Source organism: Pseudomonas sp. WC2401 (genome assembly GCF_041200115.1).
GTDB lineage: Bacteria > Pseudomonadota > Gammaproteobacteria > Pseudomonadales > Pseudomonadaceae > Aquipseudomonas > Aquipseudomonas fragi.
Map to the genome: position 1 here is coordinate 770,194 of NZ_CP165623.1, position 17,283 is coordinate 787,476.

The window sequence follows — 17,283 nt, forward strand, 5'->3', positions numbered from 1 at the left end:
AACTCCGTGTCAGGCGCGCGTTAAAAGGCGCGGGGCAAGCTCTTTGAGAGCGCGACGGTAGACCTCGCGCTTGAATGTCACCACCTGGCCCAACGGGTACCAATAACTGACCCAACGCCAGCCATCGAACTCCGGTTTACCGGTCAAATCCATCCGCACCCGCTGCTCGTTAGAGACCAGGCGCAGCAAAAACCACTTTTGCTTCTGGCCGATGCACAGCGGTTGGCTGTGGGTACGAACCAGGCGTTGCGGCAAACGATAACGCAACCAGCCTCGCGTGCAGGCGAGTATTTCTACATCTTCGCGTTCAAGGCCAACTTCTTCGTTCAGCTCGCGGTACAAGGCGTCTTCCGGCGTTTCATCAGGGTTGATGCCTCCCTGTGGAAACTGCCAGGCGTCTTGATTGATACGGCGAGCCCAAAGTACCTGACCAGCGTCATTTGTCAGAATAATCCCGACATTAGGGCGGAAACCATCGGGGTCGATCACGGCAACAACCTCGCAAACGCATGTCATCGCATTGTTCCACAAAGGTTGTTAAAGCAGCAACGCGCCTTCCTGCCTTATGTGCACTCTTGTTAAAAGACCGTATTCTGGTGGCCTTTTTTAAGGCAACTCAACGGGTAACCTCAATGCGTCTGGCTTTATTCGACTTGGACAACACCCTTCTGGGCGGTGACAGCGATCACGCCTGGGGCGATTACCTGTGCCGCCGGGGCATTCTCGACGGCGACGCCTACAAGGCGCGCAACGACGCGTTCTACCAGGACTACCTGGCCGGCAAGCTCGACAACGCTGCCTACCTTAATTTCAGCATGGAAATCTTTGGCCGCCATGACATGGCGCAACTGGATCAATGGCACCGCGAATTCATGCGCGACTGCATCGATAGCCTGATGCTGCCCAAGGCCCAGGCCCTGCTGGCCAAGCACCGGGAAGCAGGCGACACCCTGGTGATCATTACCGCCACCAACCGCGTGATTACCGGCCCCATTGCCGAAAAACTCGGCGTGGAACATTTGATTGCCACCGAATGCGAAATCGTCGATGGCCGCTACACCGGTCGCAGCACCGACGTACCGTGCTTCCGTGAAGGCAAGGTGACACGCCTGAACCGCTGGATCGAAGAAAACGGCTACAGCCTGGAAGACAGCTACTTCTACAGCGACTCGATGAACGACCTGCCGTTGCTGGAACAGGTTGACCACCCGGTGGCGGTCGACCCTGATCCGAACTTGCGGGCCGAGGCATTGAAGCGTGGCTGGCCGGTTATTTCGCTGCGCGACTGAAAGCAACAGCCCCTCACCCCAGCCCTCTCCCAGAGGGCTGGGGTGAGGGCGCGCCTTAAACCGGCTTGGCGCCCATCAACCCGGCGATGGCGATAAAGCAGACTGCACAAAAAATCGCCAGCACCAGGGTGAACCACGGGTACCTGGCCACTCGCCCCAACCGCAGGCGATTGAGCCGCACCACCAGCCACACCCAGCTCAGGCTGCCCAACAGATACAAACAGCTGCCCGCCAGCAGCCACATCTGGCTCAATGGCCAACCGGCCAGATGCACCAGAAACCAGCCACTGACCGGCAACGCCAGCAAACACAGGCCCATCAGCGCCCAGACAAAGCTCCAGGGCCGTTGCACAACCCCGCCCGCCAGGTTTTTATCCCCAGCCCGCCAACGGCGGATAGCTACCACCAGCAAGGTAACGGCGCTGACAAACAACAGCAGTGTCGCTGCGCCATGCAGCAGTTTTAACGCTGTGAACGTTTCCATTTGATTAATCCCTTGAGCCGTTCAATCAGCGTAGCGCCTATCAGCCAAGAAACAGCTGGTAGGCCGGGTTATCGCTCTCATCCCAGTACGGGTAACCGATTTCAGCCAGCGCTGCCGGCACCAGGTGGCGCTCATCGGCCGGCACTTGCAGCCCGGCCATGACCCGGCCATCCGCCGCACCGTGGTTGCGGTAATGGAACATCGAGATATTCCAGCGCCCGCCCAGCTTGTTGAGGAAGTTGAATAGCGCACCCGGGCGCTCCGGGAACTCGAAACGAAACAGCAATTCATCGCTGACCTTGGCCGCATGCCCGCCGACCATATGACGAATATGCAGCTTGGCCAGCTCGTTCTCGGTCAGGTCGACCACCGGGAAGCCCTGCTCAGTCAGGCTGGCCAGCAGCGCGCTGCGCGGGTCGTTCTCGGGGTGGGTCTGCACGCCAACGAAAATGTGCGCTTCGCTGCCGGTGTGGTAGCGATAGTTGAATTCAGTAATCTGACGCTTGCCCACTGCCTGGCAGAACGCCTTGAAGCTGCCCGGCACTTCCGGGATGGTCACGGCGATAATGGCTTCGCGGCCTTCACCCAACTCGGCGCGCTCGGCCACATGGCGCAGGCGGTCGAAGTTGACGTTGGCACCGGAGTCGATTGCCACCAGGGTCTGGCCGCGCACGCCGCGCTGCTCGACGTACTTCTTGATCCCGGCCACGCCCAATGCGCCGGCAGGTTCAGTGATCGAGCGGGTATCGTCGAAGATATCCTTGATCGCTGCGCAGATCTCGTCAGTGCTGACGGTGATCACTTCATCCACATAGTCCTTGCAGATATCGAACGTGTGCTGGCCAATCTGCGCCACGGCTACGCCGTCGGCGAAAATCCCCACGGTTGGCAGCACCACGCGCTCGCCCGCCGCCATCGCGGCTTGCAGGCAGTTGGAGTCATCGGGCTCGACGCCGATGATCTTGATGTCCGGGCGCAGGTACTTCACATACGCCGCAATACCGGCGATCAGCCCGCCGCCGCCCACCGGTACGAAGATCGCATCCAGCGGCGCCGGGTGCTGGCGCAGGATTTCCATTGCCACGGTGCCCTGCCCGGCAATGGTGTGCGGGTCATCGTAGGGGTGAACGTAGACGTAGCCTTCTTTCTCGACCAATTGCAGGGAGTAGGCCAGCGCTTCGGGGAAGGAGTCACCGTGCAGCACAACAATGCCGCCACGGGAACGCACGCCTTCAACCTTGATCTCGGGGGTGGTCTTGGGCATCACGATAGTGGCCTTGACCCCCAGTACCTTGGCTGCCAGCGCCAGGCCCTGGGCATGATTGCCCGCAGACGCCGTGACCACGCCGCACGCGCGCTCGGCGTCGGTCAGGTGCATCAGCTTGTTGTAAGCGCCACGAATCTTGAACGAGTACACCGGCTGCAGGTCTTCGCGCTTGAGCAAAATCTGGTTGCCCAGGCGCTCGGTGAGCTGGTTGGCAGCTTGCAGGGGCGTTTCGACGGCAACGTCATAAACGCGCGAGGTGAGGATCTTCTTAACGTACTGTTCGAGCATCGGAAAGCTTCACTGGCGGGTTGGCAGGGACCAAGGAGTCTACCCCAGCGTTTACGCAGGCGACCATACGAATCCAAAGGTTTTAAAGGCTTGGGTTATACTCAGCGCCTTTCTGTTTACCCTTCCCGCCCCGGAGCCCGCATGACCCAGGATCAACTCAAACAGGCCGTAGCCCAGGCTGCTGTCGACTTCATCCTTCCAAAACTGGATGACAAGAGCATCGTCGGGGTCGGCACCGGCTCCACTGCCAACTGCTTTATCGACGCCCTGGCCCTGCACAAGGGTGCCTTCGACGGCGCCGTGGCCAGTTCCGAAGCCACCGCTGCGCGCCTCAAGGGCCACGGTATTCCGGTGTATGAACTGAACACGGTCAGCGACCTGGAGTTCTATGTTGATGGCGCCGATGAAAGCGACGAAAACCTCAACCTGATCAAAGGCGGTGGCGCAGCCCTGACCCGCGAGAAGATCGTCGCAGCCGTGGCCAAGACCTTTATCTGCATCGCCGACGCCAGCAAGCTGGTACCGGTGCTGGGCGCATTCCCGCTGCCGGTTGAAGTGATCCCGATGGCGCGCAGCCATGTGGCCCGCGAACTGGTCAAACTGGGCGGCGACCCGGTTTACCGCGAAGGTGTGGTGACGGACAACGGCAATATCATCATCGACGTGTTCAACATGCAGATCACCAACCCGGTTGAGCTGGAGCGTCAGATCAACGCCATTGTCGGCGTTGTAACCAATGGCCTGTTCGCGGCCCGCCCGGCCGACCTGCTGTTGCTGGGCACCCCTGAAGGCGTGAAAACCCTGAGCAAGTAACCCCGCCTTACACGTGTGGGAGCGGGCTTGCTCGCGATTGAATCGCTGTGGTGTGACAGGTACACCGCGTCGTTTACATCGCGAGCAAGCCCGCTCCCACAGGCTCTAGGGTTTTTTGAACACATAAAACAGGTTCGGCTCGCTCACCACATAAATAGTCCCTTCATCGTCCATCGCCACGCCTTCTGCCTGTGGCACTGAGCGGGTCAAACCGTGTTGACCCTTTTTCAGCGACAGTGTGCTGATTGGCTTCCCGTCCAGGCCCAGCTCAAGCAGCAATTTCGACTCGTCCGATAGCGCCAGCAAATGCCCGGTGCGCTCGTCAAACTGCAAACTCGACAAGTCCCGCACAAACAACCGCGCGTCCCGTCGCGGGTTGCTCACTACATGGGTGGCATAGGGTTTCTGGGGGTTGCTTTGAGGGAAGCCCCGCACTTCGTAAATCAGCATGGGGTCGCGCTCCTTGGCGACAAACAGGCGCTTGCCCACCGAATCGTAGGCCAGGCCTTCAAAGCCCTTGTTGCCCGACGGGTTGATCCCCAGCGTCAATTGCTCGGCGTCGCGGGCATCCAGAACCCGGGTGTTGTCATCGACCTTGACCTTGATCAGGCGCTGTTGACGCTCATCGGTAATCACATAGGTATTTTCACCAATAAACTCCACCGCTTCGGCATCACCAAACCCGACCAGTGCGATACGGCGCAGGATCTGGCCATCAAGGGACAGTTCGATCAGCTCGGCTTTCTTGTTGGTTACAGTGAACAGGCTTTTACGAATTGGGTCGAAGGTCAGTGCCGAAACATCGTCCTCGAGCCCTTCGATGGCCTTGCCTTGCAATACCGCGCGGTACTCGCCCAGATTGATCGCATCCGGGTTGACCGGTTGCCACTGTTGGCTGAGGTGAAACCAGATGCGTTCAGGCATCCGGAAATGCTGTGCAGCCACCCCGCAAGCCAGTAATGCCACCAGCACGATACAAAGAGTGAAAACGGTAGAACGACTGACAGGTCGCATTAGGCTAACTCTAAATTAATCAGGCGGTTTAAATACCAGCACTGCATGAATTTAAACTTAATCCTCAATACTTAAGAGGGCAAAGATTAATCTTTGGGATTTTCCTGCACGGCTTTTGCCGAAATCACTGCTTAAGCTTCTCGAAACGATAAAACAGGTTAGGTTCGCTCACCACATAAACAGTCCCTTTATCGTCCATCGCCACGCCTTCTGCCTGCGGCACTGAGCGGGCCAAACCGTGCTGACCCTTTTTCAGCGACAGTGTGCTGATCGGCTTTCCGTCCAGGCCCAGCTCAAGCAGCAATTTCGACTCGTCCGACAGTGCCAGTAAATGCCCGGTGCGCTTGTCATGCTCCAGATCCGACAAATCCCGTACAAACAAGCCCGCATCCCGTTGTGGATGAGTCGCCACATGAATGGCAGACGGTTGCCTGGAATTGTCCAGGGGGAAACCTCTCACTTCATAAATCAGCATCGGGTCGCGCTCTTTGGCCACAAACATGCGCTTGCCTACCGGGTCGTAGGCCAGGCCTTCGAAACCCTTGTTGCTGGGTTTATGGAACCCCAGCGTCAATTGTTCAGCATCACGGGCATCCAGGACCCGGGTGTTGTCATCAACCTTGACTTTAAACAGCCGATGTTCACGCTCGTCGGCAATGACGTAGGTATTTTCGCCAACAAACTCGACCGCCTCGGCATCGCCAAAGCCGATCAGCTTTATACGCCGCAAAATTCGACCATCCAGGGACAGTTCAAAAAGCTCGGCATCTTTATTGGTCACGGTAAACAGGGTTTGGCGAATGGGATCGAAGGTCAGAGACGAGGCATCGTCTTCAATCCCCTTGATCTCCATGCCTTGCAATACGACGTGGTATTCGCCCAGTTTGATCGCATCTGGTTCGACAGGTTGCAACAACTGGCTGACGTTAAACCATAGGCGTGCCGGCAAACGATCATGCTGCGCTGCAACGCTACAAACTATGAGTAATACGAGCATGATACAAATAATAAAAACTGTAGAGCGACTGACAGGACGCATTGGGTATAACTCTAAATTTAACAGGCAGCTTAAATGCCAGCGGTGCCTGAATTTAAACTTAATCCCCAATGCGCAAATAGATAGAAACTAGCGTTTAAGCCTTTTCCTACTTGATTTAAAGAAAATCACTTCACTGTCTTTTCAAAACGATAAAACAGGTTCGGCTCGCTCACCATGTACAACGTGCCGTGTTCATCAATCGCAACACCTTCGGCCCGGGGAATGGTGTTCTTCAGGCCATTGAAGCCGCCGAGCAAGGTAATGAAGCTGACTTGCTCGCCCAGTTCGTCCAGTTCCAGCAGCATATGCGAATCGGCCGACAGCACCAATGTATGGCCCGTACGCGGATCAACGCTCAGGGCCGAGAGGTTGCGCAGGTCCAGCTCATCGCTGGGCACTTTCTGCTTGCTGCCGGTGAGCACCTGGCTGCCGTCGCTCTTCCATACAAACAACTGCGGCGGACGCTCCTCACCCAGCAACAACTGCTGGCGGCGCGGGTCCCAGGCAATGGCTTCGAAGGCCTTGTTCTGGTTTTTCGAAGGCCCCAGGTCGTACTTGGGGAAGTCGGCAATATTCAGGCTTTTGGTGTTGGCATCGATGTTGACGATGCTCAGCATATGTTCACGCTCATCGACAATGGCCAGCAGGCCGTTCTCCATGACGGTCAGGCCTTCCGGGTTGCTCCAGCCCACCAGCGGGATTTTGCGCAGCACGTCGCCATTGAGGGTCAGTTCCACGAGAAACGGTTTTTTGCCCATCACCGAAAACAGTGTTTTGGTCAGCGGGTTATAGGCCAGGTCCGACGCTTCGTCCTTTTCCATCCCCGGCAACACCTTGGCATCAATCACCGCCCGATAGTCAGGTAGCCAAATGCTTTCATTCTGCTCGGACTGGCTTTCAAACCGCTCCAGTACCCACAGCGCACCGCGGTCATCCCAATGCATGATCCATGCGAGCCCATAGAACAATGCACCCGCCAGCAACACCCAGGAGTACCAGCGCAGGCTGAAACGTGAGGGCCGGGGAACAGGCGGTATCAACTGTGGGTTTGTTGCCATTTGAGTGGGCTTCCGAAAGGTTGGGCCAGAACTAAATATCACAAAGCGGGCAAACCGGCTGCCTCGCCTCTGGCGATTATGCAGACGGAGTGTGAAATAAATGGCAAAAACGCAAAAAAACTCATCATGCCCCAGGCCCTGAGTGATTCAACCCCTCCAGGCGCTCGGCGATAGCAGGCCATTAAGCATGCGACACACTTATACTATGGATGAATCGACAACCCTGTACCCGCGTAACTTGCGGTGCAATGTTAAAGCGCTCTATCAGTAGGAACTTTCTGAATAATACAGGGACATTTATATTAGCTCTGTTCGCCCTTGACACCCATCCCCGCGGACTCTTATCTAATAAATACAAAGCCACCCAGCCACTTCTTCAAGTCAATATTTATCGCGTTATCAATGTGCCGCCAGCACGCGTGACTGCGCGCGAGGGCCGGCCTGCGCAGACGCGTAGCGTTCCCTTACATACTGGAAAGGAATCTTTAAATATGCCCTTTACTTCATGCATCAACAAACTGGCCGCCCCTGCACTGTCGAACCCTGCCAGGCATACTGTTTGCGCGCGCGCCGCCGAGCACTTGCTTATTACAATAAATCCGTACACGAACATGGAAGAAGGCGACCTGGTCGAGTTGTTCTGGGACGGCTGTTATGTTGCCTCGCAGCAGATTATCAAGGCCGATATTGGCCAGCCTGTCCTGTTAAGAGTGCCGCACAGTTTTATTCAAAATGGTACGGCGCGCCTCTATTACCGGGTGATGCATATCGGCAGCAGCCCGGCTCTTTCTGCGCAACTTAAAATATTTGTCAAACTTGACTGCCCTGGCGGCGAAGCCATCGGCGAGGAAAACCAGGGCCTTGCGCCGCTGGTGATTCCGCTGCCGATCCAGCGCTATGGGGTTAACCCCAGCCAGATGAAGCGCGGCGTGCCGCTGACGATCGAACCCTATCGCAACATGGCCTGCGATGACGCAATCACCCTGCTCTGGGGCGATGTACGCCTGGACGTGCCGAAACTGCGCAAGGTGGATATCGACAAGCCCGTCAGCGTGTTTGTGCCCCCGCATATTATCCAGGAGGCTGGCGAAGACGCCCGGCTGGAGGTGACTTACTGCGTGATCGACCGCGTGGGCAACAACTCGCGCTGGGCACCGGCGCGGGTACTCAAGGTCGGCGTCCCCAGGCTCTACCTCAACCCTGCTCCAAGGGAGGTGCTGCAGGCTGCAGAGCCGCGGCCCAACTGGCGCAACTAGGGCCGGGCGGGCGATGGAATCGTCTATTCATATTCCTAAAAGTTAGTTCTTTAAATTTTTATACTCGATTAGGGTATATGCACCGGACCACCGGACTCTCGGCTTTTATCCGCGCCGCACAAGCGGCGCCCCCATGAAACGTGAGGTAGGTATGGTCCGTAACACAATCACCCTTGTGCATAACGCCAGGGCATTGAGTGCAGCCAAGGAGCGCAACTAATGTCCAACTTGGCCAATGCACACCTGCAAAGCGACCAGGATGTCGCGCCTCTGTTGCTGGCAGCGCAGGTTCTGCGCACCGACAACGAAGCCCTTGAAGCCGCGCGTAGCCTGGCGGCCAATGCCCGCGAACACGCTGGCAAGCGCGACCTGCAGCGCAAGTTGCCCTGGTCGCTGGTAGAAGAATTCACCCGTAGCGGGCTGGGCAGCCTCTCCATTGCCCGGGAATTTGGCGGGCCCCAGGTGTCATTCGTGACCCTGGCTGAAGTGTTCGCCATTATTTCGGCGGCCGACCCGGCGCTGGGGCAGATCCCGCAGAATCAGGTGGGCATTCTCAGCCTGATTGCTGCCACGGCCACCCCGGCGCAAAAAGAACACCTGTTCGCCAGCGTGTTGCAAGGCTGGCGCATCGGCAATGCAGGCCCCGAACGCGGCAGTAAAAACACCCTGGAATTGAAAGCGCGGATCACCGCCGATGGCGATGATTTCGTCATAAACGGTCAGAAGTTTTACTCAACTGGTGCCCTGTTTGCCCACTGGATCGCGGTCAAGGCGCTCGACGATAACGGCAAGCAGGTCATGGCCTTTGTACGTCGCGGTACGCCCGGTCTGCGGGTAGTGGATGACTGGTCCGGCTTTGGTCAGCGCACTACTGCCAGCGGCACCGTATTGCTTAACAACGTGCGGGTTGAAGCTGAACTGGTAGTCGACAGCTCTCGGCTCAACGATGCCCCGAACATTCAGGGCGCCGTATCGCAACTGATCCAGGCCGCCATTGACCTGGGCATTGCGCGCGGCGCCATTGCCGACACTATCAGTTTTGTCCGCGAGCGCTCGCGCCCGTGGATCGACGCCAAGGTCGAACGCAACAGTGATGACCCCTATGTAATTGCCGATATCGGCAAGCTGAACATTGAGCTGCATGCAGCCGAAGCCTTGCTGCGCAAATCCGGTCGCGTGCTGGATGAAGTCAGCGCTGCACCGATTGACGCTGCTGGCGCTGCCCGCGCCTCGATTGCGGTAGCTGAAGCCAAGGTGCTGAGCACCGAGCTGTCGCTGCTGGCCAGCGAAAAGCTCTTCGAACTGGCCGGTAGCCGCGCCAGCCTGGCCGAATTCAACCTCGACCGCCACTGGCGCAATGCCCGGGTCCACACCCTGCACGACCCGGTGCGCTGGAAGTACCACGCCATCGGCGCCTATCGCCTCAACGGCGCCCTGCCTGCCCGGCATTCCTGGATCTGACCCTGGAGACACCCATGTCACTGATATCCAAACAGGTCCCGGTTATCCACAGCGATGCCGAGGCCCTGAGCGTAGCGCGTGAACTGGCCGCACATTTCAAGCGCGACAGCGCCCTGCGCGATCGCGAACGGCGCTTGCCGTTTGATGAGCTTGAGCTGTTTTCCCATACCGGCCTGTGGGGCATTAGCGTGCCCAAGTCCTATGGCGGCGCGGGGGTGTCCAACGTCACCCTGGCCCAAGTGATCGCGCTGATCGCCGCGGCTGACGCCTCCCTGGGACAAATCCCGCAAAACCATTTTTATGCACTCGAAGTGTTGCGGGTCAATGGCACACACGAGCAAAAACAGCGGCTGTATGCCGAAGTGCTGGCCGGGGAGCGCTTCGGCAATGCCCTGGCTGAAATCGGCACTAAAACTGCCCATGACCGCACCACTCACCTGGCCAGGGCCGAACACGGTTACCGCATCACCGGCCGCAAGTTCTACGCCACCGGCGCGCTGTATGCGCAGCGGATTCCTACCTCGGTCGTAGACGATGACGGTATCCAGCATCTGGCGTTTGTGCGCCGCGACAGCGACGGCCTGAACGTGATCGATGACTGGAGCGGGTTTGGCCAGCGCACCACGGGCAGTGGCTCGGTGGTGTTCGACAATGTACTGGTCGCCGCCCAGGACGTGATCCCCTTCCAGACCGCCTTCGAGCGCCCGACCCCGGTAGGCCCGCTGGCGCAGATTCTTCACGCGGCTATCGACACCGGTATCGCCCGAGCGGCCTTTGAAGACGCCCTGCACTTTGTGCGTACAAAAACCCGGCCCTGGATCGACGCCACCACGGATATCGCCAGCGAAGACCCCCTGACCCTCAAAAGCTTCGGTCACTTGAGTGTACGGTTGCATGCCGCCGAGGCCCTGCTGGAGCGTGCTGGCGAGTTCCTCGACATTGCCCAGGCCAACCCCAATGCCAGCACCGTGGCTGTGGCCTCGATTGCCGTTGCCGAAGCGCGGGCCCTGAGCACCGAGATTTCCCTGGCCGCCGGCAGCACCCTGTTTGAACTGGCGGGCAGCCAGGCCACTCTGGCCGAGCACGGCCTTGACCGCCACTGGCGCAATGCCCGGGTCCACACCCTGCACGACCCGGTGCGCTGGAAGTATCACGCGGTGGGCAATTACTACCTCAACGATGCCAACCCGCCATTGCGGGGGACCATCTGATGAGCAAAAAGAAAATCCTCATCAATGCCTTCAACATGAACTGCATTGGCCATATCAACCACGGGTTGTGGACCCATCCACGGGACAACTCGACCCGCTTCAACACCCTGGAGTACTGGACGGAGCTGGCGCAACTGCTGGAGCGAGGGCTGTTTGACGGGCTGTTTATCGCCGACATCGTGGGGGTGTACGACGTCTATCAACAATCGGTTGATGTGCCACTCAAAGAGGCCATCCAGTTGCCGGTCAACGACCCGCTGCTGCTGGTTTCGGCGATGGCTGCCGTCACCAAAAACCTCGGCTTTGGCCTGACCGCCAACCTGACCTACGAAACGCCGTATCTGTTCGCACGGCGCATGTCGACCCTGGACCACCTGACCCGTGGTCGTGTGGGCTGGAATATCGTCACCGGCTACCTCGACAGCGCCGCCAAGGCCATGGGCCTGACCGAGCAGGTCGAGCATGACCGGCGCTACGATCAGGCCGATGAGTACCTGCAAGTGCTCTACAAGCTCTGGGAAGGCAGTTGGGAAAACGACGCCGTGCTCAATGACCCGGTGCAGCGCATCTACGCCCGACCCGACAAGGTGCACAAGGTCAAACACGAAGGTGAGTTCTATCAGGTGGAGGGTTATCACCTCTGCGAACCGTCACCGCAACGCACCCCGGTACTGTTTCAGGCCGGCAGTTCGGACCGCGGCCTGGTGTTTGCCGGGCGCCATGCCGAGTGCGTGTTTATCAGCGGGCAGACCAAGGCCGCGACCAAAGCCCAGGTCGACAAGGTGCGTGCCAGCGCCGTGGCAGCGGGCCGCAACCCGGACGACATCAAGCTGTTTATGGGCCTGAACGTGATCGTGGCGCCCACCGAGGCCGAGGCACTGGCCAAGCGTGATGAGTATTTGAGCTACGCCAGCGCCGAAGCCGGGGTGGCGCACTTTTCCAGCTCCACGGGTATCGATTTTGCCGATTACGAACTGGACGAACCGATCCAGTACGTGAAGAGCAACGCGATCCAGTCGGCCACCAAAGTGCTGCAAAACAACGACTGGACCCGGCGCAAGCTGCTCGAACAGCACGCCCTGGGCGGGCGTTACATCACCTTGGTGGGTTCACCTGAGCAAGTGGCCGATGAGCTGGAATCCTGGATTGCAGAAACGGGCCTGGACGGGTTCAACCTGACCCGCATCGTCACCCCAGAAAGCTACGTCGATTTTATCGACCTGGTGGTCCCCGAACTGCAGCGCCGGGGTTCCTATAAAACCGCTTATGACACTGGCAGCCTGCGGCAAAAGCTGTTTGCCGAAGGCGACGCGCATTTGCCACAACGGCATACCGGCGCGGCCTTCAGGCACACCGTTTAGCTGATTTTTTGTGGGAGCGGGCTTGCTCGCGATACAAGCGACGCGGTCTTTCAGGCAAGCCGCAGCGCTGCCATCGCGAGCAAGCCCGCTCCCACAGGGTTCAAATTCCGACTCTTTGACTGGGCAATTCTTATGAACAAAAAACACGCACTGGTGCTGGCCCTCGGGCTGTTTAGCGGTTTGCTCCACGCGGCTGACAAGCCGCTCAAGGTCGGCACTACCGCCGCTTTCGCCATCCCCCTGGAAACCGCCGTGGCCGAGGCCGACAAGCAAGGGCTCAAGGTCGAACTGGTGGAATTCACCGACTGGATCGCACCCAACGTCAGCCTCGCCAGCGGTGATATCGACGTGAACTACTTCCAGCACATCCCGTTCCTGGAAAACGCCAAGGCCGCCGCCGGCTTTGATCTGGCGCCCTATGCCAAAGGCATCATCAACAACGTGGGCCTGTATTCGAAAAAGTATAAAAGCCTCGACGCCCTGCCTGAAGGCGCCACCGTGGCCATCGCCAACGACCCGATCAACAGCGGGCGCGGCCTGCAACTGCTGGCCAAGGCCGGGCTGATCACCCTCAAGCCGGGCGTCGGCTACAAGGCCACCGAAGAAGACATCATCGCCAACCCGAAAAACATCAAGATCCTGCAGGTTGAGGCCGTGCAACTGGTACGCGCCTACGACGATGCCGACCTGGTGCAGGGCTACCCGGCCTACATCCGCCTGTCCAAAACCTTCGATGCCGAGTCGGCGCTGCTGTTCGACGGCATTGACCACCCCGAGTATGTGATTCAGTTCGTGATCCAGCCCAAGAACAAGGACGACCCGCGTCTGGCCAAGTTCATCGATATCTATCAGCACTCGCCTGTCGTGAAGGCTTCGCTGGATAAGACCTACGGCACCCTGTACCAGCCTGGCTGGGGAGGCTGACCATGAATGTGGCTATTGCTCGCGAGCGGCTCGACCAGCCGCAGCCCGGCGCCAACCACACCGAGCTGCACCCCGGGCTGAGCCACGCCCATGTGCGTTTTATCGGCATCGGCAAAACCTATGACGGTCGCCAGGGCCCGGTAGACGCCCTCAAGGGCATCGATCTGGCGATCCAGCGCGGCGAAATTTTCGGCATTATTGGCCGCAGCGGCGCCGGCAAATCGTCGCTGATTCGCACCATCAACCGTCTTGAGCAGCCCAGCAGCGGCCGCGTGCTGATTGATCAGGTGGATATCGCCGGTTTTGACGAAGACCAGCTGGTGGCGCTGCGGCGCAAGATCGGCATGATCTTCCAGCACTTCAACCTGATGTCGGCCAAAACCGTATGGCAGAACGTTGAACTGCCGCTCAAGGTGGCGGGCGTACCCAAGCTGCAGCGCGAGCAAAAAGTGCGCGAGCTGCTGGAACTGGTCGGCCTGCAAGGCAAGCACACGGCTTATCCGGCGCAATTGTCGGGCGGGCAGAAACAGCGCGTAGGCATTGCCCGCGCTCTGGTTCACGATCCGGCGATTTTGCTGTGCGATGAAGCCACCTCGGCGCTGGACCCCGAAACCACTCAGTCGATCCTCGGCCTGCTGCGCGAAATCAATCAGCGCCTGGGCCTGACCATTATCCTGATCACCCATGAAATGGCCGTGATCCGCGATATCTGCCAGCGCGTGGTAGTGCTGGAACAAGGCCGCGTGGTCGAGCAAGGCCCGGTATGGCAAGTGTTCGGCGACCCGCAGCATGACGTCAGCAAAACCCTGCTCGCGCCCTTGCAAGACACCCTGCCCGCCGCGCTGCAAAGCCGCATCACGGCCCAGCCCCTGTCGGCGCAGGCCAGCGTGGTCCTGCGCTTGCGCTTCACCGGTAGCCAGGCACAAGAGCCCGACCTGGGTGCGCTGTTCAGCGCACTGGGGGGGCAGGTGCGGCTGCTGCACGGCGGGGTCGAACATATCCAGGGCCATGCCCTGGGCCAACTGCTGCTTAGCGTGACCAGCACTTCGCTGGGCGCTGAAGAGCTGCGTAAACGCGCGGGACAATGGGCACAACAGGTCGAGGTGGTGGGCTATGGGGTTTGATCGTTTGTGGCAGGGGGTGATCGACACCTTCCTGATGGTCGGCGTGTCGTCGCTGATTGCGCTGGTGCTGGGCATTCCGCTGGCGGTAATCCTGGTTACCAGCGGCAAGGGCGGAATCTATGAGGCCCCAACACTGAACAAGGCACTGGGCGCGTTTGTGAATCTGTTTCGCTCGATCCCGTTTCTGATTTTGATGGTGGCATTGATCCCGTTTACCCGCCTGATCGTGGGCACTACCTACGGCGTATGGGCCGCGGTCGTACCGCTGACCATCGCCGCCACACCGTTTTTTGCGCGTATTGCTGAAGTCAGCCTGCGCGAGGTGGATCACGGCCTGATCGAAGCCGCCCAGGCCATGGGTTGCAAGCGCCATCACATCATCTGGCATGTACTGCTGCCCGAAGCTTTACCGGGGATTGTCGGTGGTTTCACCATCACCCTGGTGACGATGATCAACTCGTCGGCGATGGCCGGTGCGATTGGTGCTGGCGGGCTGGGCGACATCGCGTACCGTTACGGTTACCAGCGTTTTGACTCGCAGGTGATGCTCACGGTGATAGTCCTGCTGGTTATCCTGGTGGCCGTGATTCAGCTGGGTGGCGACCGCCTGGCCCTGGCGCTGAACAAACGCTGAGGTATAGTCGGCGGCCAGCCCCGCCGCCGACTATACCTGCCATGACCCTCGATGCAAAAACCCTCGAACAGATTGCTGCCACCACTCTGGGCCACTATCAACAAAGCGCAGAGGGCTTCCGTGAAGGCACCCGCGACCACGATGTAAGCCAGAACATCGATGCCCTGCTGCGCCATATCCCGGGCACGGCACCGTTCACGATTCTGGATTTTGGCTGCGGGCCGGGGCGCGACCTGCAGGCCTTCACCCGCCTGGGTCATGTCGCCATCGGCCTGGACGGCACCGAACGCTTCACCCAAATGGCGCGTGAAGACAGCGGCTGTGAAGTGTGGCACCAGGACTTTCTCAAGCTCGACTTGCCCGCTGAACGCTTCGACGGGATCTTTGCCAACGCTTCGCTGTTCCATGTGCCGACCCAGGAACTGGGCCAGGTCTTGGGCAAGCTGCACGCGGCCTTGAAACCCGGCGGCGTACTGCTCAGTTCCAACCCACGCGGCGACAACCGTGAAGGCTGGAACGGTGAGCGGTATGGGGCGTATCACGACCTGGAGCACTGGCGGGCGATGCTGACGGCTGCAGGGTTTGCCGAGCTGGAGCACTATTACCGCCCGGCTGGCTTGCCCCGTGACCAGCAACCGTGGCTGGTGAGTGTGTGGCGTAAAGCGCTGTAAACCTGTGGGAGCGGGCTTGCTCGCGATGGCATCACTGCGGTTTGGCAGATAAACCGCGATGCCTGTATCGCGAGCAAGCCCGCTCCCACAAAGGCCCCCGGATTAACCGAAGAACCAGTAGCAAACCAGTATTGCCGCCACGACCCCCGCCAGTTCCGCCAGCAGGGCGCAACCCACCGCATGCCGGGCACGCTGGATGCCCACGGCGCCGAAGTACACCGCCAGCACATAGAACGTGGTTTCCGTGCTGCCCTGCACCGTGGCCGCTACCAGCGCCGGGAAGCTGTCCACGCCCTGGGTCTGCATGGTTTCGATCAGCAAGGCCCGCGCCGCACTGCCCGAGAAGGGTTTGACCATCGCTGTTGGCAATGCATCGACAAAGCGCGTATCCCAACCCAGCCACTCAACTACATGGCGGATGCCGTCCAGGCCAAAATCCAGTGCTCCGGAAGCACGCAGCACGCCTACCGCGCACAGCATCGCCACCAGGTATGGCAGCAGGTTTTTCGCCACGTCGAAGCCTTCCTTGGCCCCTTCGACAAACGCTTCGTAGACCTTGACCTTGCGTAGCGCACCGATCACCAGAAACAGCATGATCAGGCCGAACAACGTGAGGTTGCCCAGGATCGACGACAAGCTGGCCAGCGCCGTGGCTGACAGAGTCGCCAGCAACGCCATGAAGCCGCCCAGGATCAGCGCGCCAGGCACCAGGTACGCCAGCACCACCGGGTCCCACAGGCGCAGGCGCTGCACAATGGCCACCGAGAGCAGGCCGACCAGGGTCGAGGCGCTGGTGGCCAGCAGGATCGGCAGGAATACCAGGGTCGGGTCCGGTGCCCCTTGCTGGGCGCGGTACATAAAGATGGTGACCGGCAACAGGGTCAGGGACGAGGCGTTGAGTACCAGGAACAGGATCTGCGCATTGCTCGCGCTGGTCGGGCTCGGGTTGAGCTCTTGCAGGGCCCGCATGGCCTTGAGGCCGATGGGCGTGGCAGCGTTATCCAGCCCAAGGCCATTGGCGGCGAAGTTAAGGGTGATAAAGCCCAGGGCCGGATGACCGGGCGGGACTTCCGGCATCAGGCGCTTGAACAGCGGCCCCAGCGCCCTGCCCAGCCAGTCGACGATGCCGGCTTTTTCGGCAATGCGCAGAAAACCCAGCCATAACGTCAGGGTGCCGAAGAGCAAAATCATCACTTCGACCGACAGCTTGGCCATGGCGAAGATGCTTTCCACGATCGCCGAGAAGATCCCTGCGTTGCCCCCCACCAGCCATTGGGCGAGCGCCGATACCGTAGCGACGACGAAAAAGCTGAGCCATAGGCCGTTGAGCATCAAGAAAACTCCTGGAAGATGGTGCGAATGATAGCGGCCTACCCCCAGAAACAACAA

At 59.4% G+C, this 17,283-nt stretch carries 17 protein-coding genes; 10 read left to right on the top strand and 7 right to left on the bottom strand.

The features are described from left to right. Nucleotides 1-9: 9 nt before the first annotated feature. Nucleotides 10-489 (bottom strand): RNA pyrophosphohydrolase, encoded by a 480-nt coding sequence (locus tag AB3G35_RS03375; RefSeq protein ID WP_019828104.1) that lies wholly within the window; start codon nucleotides 487-489, stop codon nucleotides 10-12. A 143-nt stretch (nucleotides 490-632) separates the two neighbouring features. Here AB3G35_RS03375 and AB3G35_RS03380 point away from each other — a divergent pair, with 143 nt between their 5' ends. Beyond that, nucleotides 633-1,289 (top strand): HAD family phosphatase, encoded by a 657-nt coding sequence (locus AB3G35_RS03380; protein WP_086795593.1) that lies wholly within the window; start codon nucleotides 633-635, stop codon nucleotides 1,287-1,289. Nucleotides 1,290-1,344: 55 nt separating this feature from the next. Here AB3G35_RS03380 and AB3G35_RS03385 read toward each other — a convergent pair whose 3' ends face one another. Continuing rightward, nucleotides 1,345-1,773 (bottom strand): DUF2269 family protein, encoded by a 429-nt coding sequence (locus AB3G35_RS03385; RefSeq protein ID WP_106115689.1) that lies wholly within the window; start codon nucleotides 1,771-1,773, stop codon nucleotides 1,345-1,347. Nucleotides 1,774-1,813: 40 nt separating this feature from the next. Next, nucleotides 1,814-3,328 carry a threonine ammonia-lyase, biosynthetic gene (gene ilvA, locus AB3G35_RS03390; protein ID WP_016782773.1) on the bottom strand — a complete coding sequence of 505 codons (1,515 nt, stop codon included), beginning with the start codon at nucleotides 3,326-3,328 and terminating at the stop codon, nucleotides 1,814-1,816. Nucleotides 3,329-3,469: 141 nt separating this feature from the next. Between ilvA and rpiA the strand changes: the two genes are divergently transcribed. Continuing rightward, on the top strand, nucleotides 3,470-4,141 hold the full coding sequence (rpiA, locus tag AB3G35_RS03395) for a ribose-5-phosphate isomerase RpiA (RefSeq protein ID WP_016782772.1): 672 nt from the start codon (nucleotides 3,470-3,472) through the stop codon (nucleotides 4,139-4,141). A gap of 105 nt (nucleotides 4,142-4,246) precedes the next feature. Here rpiA and AB3G35_RS03400 read toward each other — a convergent pair whose 3' ends face one another. The 3 genes from AB3G35_RS03400 to AB3G35_RS03410 form a co-directional block, all read right to left on the bottom strand. Beyond that, nucleotides 4,247-5,155, bottom strand: a complete 909-nt coding sequence (locus tag AB3G35_RS03400) for an SdiA-regulated domain-containing protein (protein WP_029611640.1) — start codon at nucleotides 5,153-5,155, stop codon at nucleotides 4,247-4,249. 124 nt (nucleotides 5,156-5,279) lie between these two features. Then, on the bottom strand, nucleotides 5,280-6,194 hold the full coding sequence (locus tag AB3G35_RS03405; RefSeq protein WP_324708365.1) for an SdiA-regulated domain-containing protein: 915 nt from the start codon (nucleotides 6,192-6,194) through the stop codon (nucleotides 5,280-5,282). A gap of 125 nt (nucleotides 6,195-6,319) precedes the next feature. Continuing rightward, nucleotides 6,320-7,252 carry an SdiA-regulated domain-containing protein gene (locus AB3G35_RS03410; protein WP_369782304.1) on the bottom strand — a complete coding sequence of 311 codons (933 nt, stop codon included), beginning with the start codon at nucleotides 7,250-7,252 and terminating at the stop codon, nucleotides 6,320-6,322. Nucleotides 7,253-7,743: 491 nt separating this feature from the next. Here AB3G35_RS03410 and AB3G35_RS03415 point away from each other — a divergent pair, with 491 nt between their 5' ends. The 8 genes from AB3G35_RS03415 (at nucleotide 7,744) to AB3G35_RS03450 (ending at nucleotide 15,894) form a co-directional block, all read left to right on the top strand. Then, a complete protein-coding gene (locus AB3G35_RS03415) occupies nucleotides 7,744-8,508 on the top strand; it encodes a hypothetical protein (protein ID WP_016782768.1) in 765 nt (254 codons plus the stop codon). 219 nt (nucleotides 8,509-8,727) lie between these two features. After that, entirely contained in the window at nucleotides 8,728-9,969 is a 1,242-nt protein-coding gene (locus tag AB3G35_RS03420) for an SfnB family sulfur acquisition oxidoreductase (RefSeq protein ID WP_369782305.1), read from the top strand. Nucleotides 9,970-9,983: 14 nt separating this feature from the next. Continuing rightward, a complete protein-coding gene (locus AB3G35_RS03425; RefSeq protein ID WP_369782306.1) occupies nucleotides 9,984-11,180 on the top strand; it encodes an SfnB family sulfur acquisition oxidoreductase in 1,197 nt (398 codons plus the stop codon). Next, a complete protein-coding gene (locus AB3G35_RS03430; RefSeq protein ID WP_106115685.1) occupies nucleotides 11,180-12,541 on the top strand; it encodes an LLM class flavin-dependent oxidoreductase in 1,362 nt (453 codons plus the stop codon). Before AB3G35_RS03425 ends, AB3G35_RS03430 begins: the two co-directional genes overlap by 1 nt. A gap of 132 nt (nucleotides 12,542-12,673) precedes the next feature. Beyond that, nucleotides 12,674-13,465 carry a MetQ/NlpA family ABC transporter substrate-binding protein gene (locus AB3G35_RS03435; RefSeq protein WP_083369707.1) on the top strand — a complete coding sequence of 264 codons (792 nt, stop codon included), beginning with the start codon at nucleotides 12,674-12,676 and terminating at the stop codon, nucleotides 13,463-13,465. Between the two features lie 2 nt (nucleotides 13,466-13,467). Beyond that, nucleotides 13,468-14,589, top strand: a complete 1,122-nt coding sequence (locus AB3G35_RS03440; RefSeq protein ID WP_083369708.1) for a methionine ABC transporter ATP-binding protein — start codon at nucleotides 13,468-13,470, stop codon at nucleotides 14,587-14,589. Then, nucleotides 14,579-15,223, top strand: coding sequence for a methionine ABC transporter permease (locus AB3G35_RS03445; protein WP_095027691.1), 645 nt, complete (start codon nucleotides 14,579-14,581; stop codon nucleotides 15,221-15,223). The genes AB3G35_RS03440 and AB3G35_RS03445 overlap by 11 nt, the downstream gene beginning before the upstream one ends. A 41-nt stretch (nucleotides 15,224-15,264) precedes the next feature. After that, on the top strand, nucleotides 15,265-15,894 hold the full coding sequence (locus AB3G35_RS03450; RefSeq protein ID WP_086795601.1) for a class I SAM-dependent methyltransferase: 630 nt from the start codon (nucleotides 15,265-15,267) through the stop codon (nucleotides 15,892-15,894). Between the two features lie 102 nt (nucleotides 15,895-15,996). On the opposite strand, the gene AB3G35_RS03455 is transcribed toward AB3G35_RS03450, so the two are convergent. After that, a complete protein-coding gene (locus tag AB3G35_RS03455; protein WP_088378644.1) occupies nucleotides 15,997-17,226 on the bottom strand; it encodes a nucleoside recognition domain-containing protein in 1,230 nt (409 codons plus the stop codon). Nucleotides 17,227-17,283 lie beyond the last annotated feature (57 nt).

Coding starts and splice junctions, on each gene's coding strand:
- AB3G35_RS03440 (WP_083369708.1), top strand. CDS start 13,468: ATGAATGTGGCTATTGCTCGCGAGCGGCTCGACCAGCCGCAGCCCGGC.
- AB3G35_RS03385 (WP_106115689.1), bottom strand. CDS start 1,773: ATGGAAACGTTCACAGCGTTAAAACTGCTGCATGGCGCAGCGACACTG.
- AB3G35_RS03410 (WP_369782304.1), bottom strand. CDS start 7,252: ATGGCAACAAACCCACAGTTGATACCGCCTGTTCCCCGGCCCTCACGT.
- AB3G35_RS03455 (WP_088378644.1), bottom strand. CDS start 17,226: ATGCTCAACGGCCTATGGCTCAGCTTTTTCGTCGTCGCTACGGTATCG.
- AB3G35_RS03420 (WP_369782305.1), top strand. CDS start 8,728: ATGTCCAACTTGGCCAATGCACACCTGCAAAGCGACCAGGATGTCGCG.
- AB3G35_RS03445 (WP_095027691.1), top strand. CDS start 14,579: ATGGGGTTTGATCGTTTGTGGCAGGGGGTGATCGACACCTTCCTGATG.
- AB3G35_RS03380 (WP_086795593.1), top strand. CDS start 633: ATGCGTCTGGCTTTATTCGACTTGGACAACACCCTTCTGGGCGGTGAC.
- AB3G35_RS03405 (WP_324708365.1), bottom strand. CDS start 6,194: ATGCGTCCTGTCAGTCGCTCTACAGTTTTTATTATTTGTATCATGCTC.
- AB3G35_RS03425 (WP_369782306.1), top strand. CDS start 9,984: ATGTCACTGATATCCAAACAGGTCCCGGTTATCCACAGCGATGCCGAG.
- ilvA (WP_016782773.1), bottom strand. CDS start 3,328: ATGCTCGAACAGTACGTTAAGAAGATCCTCACCTCGCGCGTTTATGAC.
- AB3G35_RS03415 (WP_016782768.1), top strand. CDS start 7,744: ATGCCCTTTACTTCATGCATCAACAAACTGGCCGCCCCTGCACTGTCG.
- AB3G35_RS03430 (WP_106115685.1), top strand. CDS start 11,180: ATGAGCAAAAAGAAAATCCTCATCAATGCCTTCAACATGAACTGCATT.
- rpiA (WP_016782772.1), top strand. CDS start 3,470: ATGACCCAGGATCAACTCAAACAGGCCGTAGCCCAGGCTGCTGTCGAC.
- AB3G35_RS03450 (WP_086795601.1), top strand. CDS start 15,265: ATGACCCTCGATGCAAAAACCCTCGAACAGATTGCTGCCACCACTCTG.
- AB3G35_RS03400 (WP_029611640.1), bottom strand. CDS start 5,155: ATGCGACCTGTCAGTCGTTCTACCGTTTTCACTCTTTGTATCGTGCTG.
- AB3G35_RS03435 (WP_083369707.1), top strand. CDS start 12,674: ATGAACAAAAAACACGCACTGGTGCTGGCCCTCGGGCTGTTTAGCGGT.